We start from the raw sequence: 3,368 nt of genomic DNA on the forward strand, positions 1-3,368 counted from the left end.
GCGTCATGAGCTTCGTCGACGACAAGGTCGTCATCACCGGGATCGGGCAGTCGGAGGTCGGGCGCAAGCTCGGCCGCGGCGGTGTCGACCTCGCCCTGGACGCGGCACTGGAGGCGATCGCGCACGCGGGACTCGATCCCGCGGACGTCGACGGCGTGGCCAGCTACCCCGGCCCGGTCGTGGCGGAGGGCGGGTTCGTCGGTGCCACCACGCACGAGGTCCGCGACGCGCTCGGCCTGCGCACCACCTGGGCACTGAGCGGGGTGGAGACGCCGGGCCAGGCGGGCACCCTAATGGACGCCGCGTCCGCGATCGCCACCGGCCGCGCCACCCACGTCCTGTGCTTCCGCAGCGTCTTCGAGTCGACCGCGCAGGCGCAGGGGAGAGCGGCCGCGCTGACGGGCAAGCAGATGCGGGCCGGCGGGCACGCCGAGTTCCGGATGCCCTTCGGCGCGGCGTCCCCGGCGAACTGGATCGCGCTGTACGCCATGCGCTACATGCACGAGTTCGGCCTGACCAGGGAGCAGCTCGGGCAGATCCCGCTGAACGGTCGCCGCAACGCGGCCCGCAACCCCAAGGCGATCTACCGCGACCCGATGACGATGGACGACTACCTGTCCGCGCGGCTGATCTCCTACCCGTTCGGGCTCTACGACTGCGACGTCCCGTGCGACGGCGCCACCGCGATCATCCTGTCCCGCCGGGACGCCGCCGCGGAGTCCGGCCGGGCGCCGATCGCGATCGAGGCCGCGGGCTCGGGCCTCTACGAGCGCCACACCTGGGACCAGCGTGTCGACCTGACGACGATGGCCGCGCACGACTCCGCGCACCACATGTGGGAGCAGACCTCGCTGACCCCGGCGGACGTCGACTTCGCCGAGCTCTACGACGGCTTCAGCTACCTCTGCCTGCAGTGGATCGAGGCCCTCGGGTTCTGCAAGCACGGTGAGGCCGGGCCGTTCCTCGAGGAGACCGCCCGGTACGCCCTCGACGGCGAGCTGCCGATCAACACCCACGGCGGGCAGCTGTCCGCGGGGCGCCTGCACGGCTACGGCTTCCTGCACGAGGCCTGCCTGCAGCTCTGGGGCGAGGCGGGGGAGCGGCAGATCCCCAAGGACGTCGAGATCGCGGCGGTGGGGATCGGGGGCGGCCCGGAGGCGGGCTGCCTGCTGCTGCGCAAGGAGGGCTGACGGTCCTGTGTGAGAGCCCCCGGCCGACCGGCCCGGGGGCTCTCGCACAGGTGGGGGCTAGAGGACCGTGCCGGCGATCTTCAGCTCCAGGATCCGGTCCATGTCCATGCCGAGCTCGCCCAGCACCTCGTCGGTGTGCTCCCCATGACCGGGGGCGCGACGGGTGTCGCCGGACTCGCCGTTGAACGTCAGCGGGGCCGGCACCAGCTGGAAGGGCGTGCCGTTGGCGTCCTTGAGCTCGTTGAGGTAGCCGTTCGCGATGACCTGGGGATCGGAGAGCACCTCGCGGGGGGTGTGCACCGGGGCCCACGCGCCGCGGCCGCTGCCGAGGATCCGCTGGGCCTCCTCGAAGGTGACGGCGCCGAACAGCTCGGCGAGCTCCGCCACGGCTTCCTTGTTGTGGCGCATCCGGGCCGCGTGGTCGACGAACCTCGGGTCGGCTGTCAGCTCGGGCTTGCCGAGCGCGGTCGTGAGCTCCGGCCAGAACCGGTCGGACTCCAACATCACCAGCGAGACGAACCGGCCGTCCTTGGTCCGGTAGCTGTTGACCAGCGCGTTGGGGGCGTCGGCGGGCTTGGAGCGGGGGATGCGTTCGATGCCGAAGGCGGCGGCGGCGGCGAGGTTCGCACCCATGGCCCAGGCGCCCATCGCCAGCAGCGAGCTGTCGACGGTGAGCGCCTCACCCGTGCGCTCGCGGTGCAGCAGCGCCGCGGAGATGCCGCCGGCGATGGTGAGGCCGCCGAGCACGTCGCCGAACGCGGCGCCGGGCTGGGTGACGGGGTAGCCGAGCTCGTCGGGGCTCGCGGTGTCGGCGGCACCGGAGCGGGCCCAGAAGGTGGAGTTGTCGTAGCCCCCGCGGTTCGCGTCCGGGCCCAGCTGGCCGTGTGCGGAACCGCGGGCATAGACGATGTTCGGGTTCACCGCGCGGATGTCGTCGACATCGATGTGCAGCTTGGCCCGCGCGGCCGGCAGGAAGTTCGTCAGGAACACGTCCGAGCGGGCGACGAGCTGCATCAGCAGGTCCCGGCCCTCCTCGGACTTGAGGTCCAGCCCGATGCTGCGCTTGCCCCGGTTGGGCAGCTCCACCATGTGCGCGACGCCGCCCGCCGGGACCAGCCCGGAGGTGACCAGACCGCGCTGCGGATCGCCGGTCTCGGGGTGCTCCACCTTCAGCACGTCGGCGCCCCACTCGGCGAGGATCCCGCCGGCTACCGGGACGTAGGTCCAGGACGCCACCTCGAGCACCCTGATCCCGTTCATGATGGCGACCACTGCCGGCTCCTCGTCGTCGATGGAACACTGCCTGCCCGCGGGAACGCAGCTTCACCGCGCCGCTGGTGGAGGGCACTCTAACAGTCATGTCACGTCGAAGTCATGCCTCCAAGCAGCATGACAACGAGATCTGGCCGTCAAGTTCTGACGTTGTGTATGGGTAGCCGACCAAGGGCGGTGTCACGGACATGTGCTTCCCCGCCGTCGCCGTCAGGACGTCGCGCGCCATCGCGCGGACGACCAGGCGCGGATCGCCGAGCCCGCCGGCCCGGTCGGAGCATGTCGACGGTGCTCGTGCGTCGGGCGGAGCCGCTCGCGCGGTCCGGTGTGCGCTCGACGGGCCGGGCCACGGCGCCGCCGTTCCGGCTTCAGCGGCAGGCCCATGCCCCCGACGCTGCGTCCGGTCGCGAGCCGCCCGCGGTCGCCGGCGCTCTGTGCCGATCCGCGCCGGCAGTCGGCGTCGACGTCATCGTGGACCGCCGCTCGTCCACGCGGTAGCTGTCGTGGTCGGTCACCGCCGACGTGTGTCGTAGATGTACTCGCGGGAGTCGTAGGAGCCGGCGCGGACGATCGTCTGGTCGTCGTCGGTCTCGACCACCAGCACCAGCTCCACCGGGATGGCCGTGGGGGCGAACTCCTCCGTGGACGCGGCTTGCGACCCGCCGTCGGCTCCGGGCCGGAGACCGGCGTCCGACGTGTTACCTCCCTGGTTCTCAGCCGCGGAACCGGCTGATCGGGACGCCGGGTACGTCGACGCGGACGGCGAAGATCCCGCCCGAGAGCGGTTTGGCGGCCAGTACGTCCGGCGCCACGCCGTGCCGCAGCGAGGTGACGAAGATCGTGCGCAGGTCCGGGCCGCCGAAGCACGGGGCGGTCGGGTTGGAGCAGGGCAGCGGGATCGAGCGG

3 protein-coding genes are annotated in these 3,368 nt (G+C 72.1%); 1 reads left to right on the top strand and 2 read right to left on the bottom strand.

Features of this window, described 5'->3' with window-relative positions; translation table 11 throughout:
• A partial coding sequence (locus tag JWR81_RS00005; protein WP_297644917.1) for a thiolase family protein occupies window positions 1–1,190 on the top strand: 1,190 nt, incomplete at its 5' end.
• Between the two features lie 57 nt (window positions 1,191–1,247).
• On the opposite strand, the gene JWR81_RS00010 is transcribed toward JWR81_RS00005, so the two are convergent.
• Window positions 1,248–2,462, bottom strand: coding sequence for a CaiB/BaiF CoA-transferase family protein (locus JWR81_RS00010; protein WP_297644921.1), 1,215 nt, complete (start codon window positions 2,460–2,462; stop codon window positions 1,248–1,250).
• Between the two features lie 713 nt (window positions 2,463–3,175).
• Window positions 3,176–3,368, bottom strand: a 193-nt coding sequence (locus JWR81_RS00015; RefSeq protein WP_297644924.1) for an SMP-30/gluconolactonase/LRE family protein, incomplete at its 5' end; no start/stop codon positions are given.

The organism is Pseudonocardia sp. (assembly GCF_025965585.1).
Lineage (GTDB): Bacteria > Actinomycetota > Actinomycetes > Mycobacteriales > Pseudonocardiaceae > Pseudonocardia.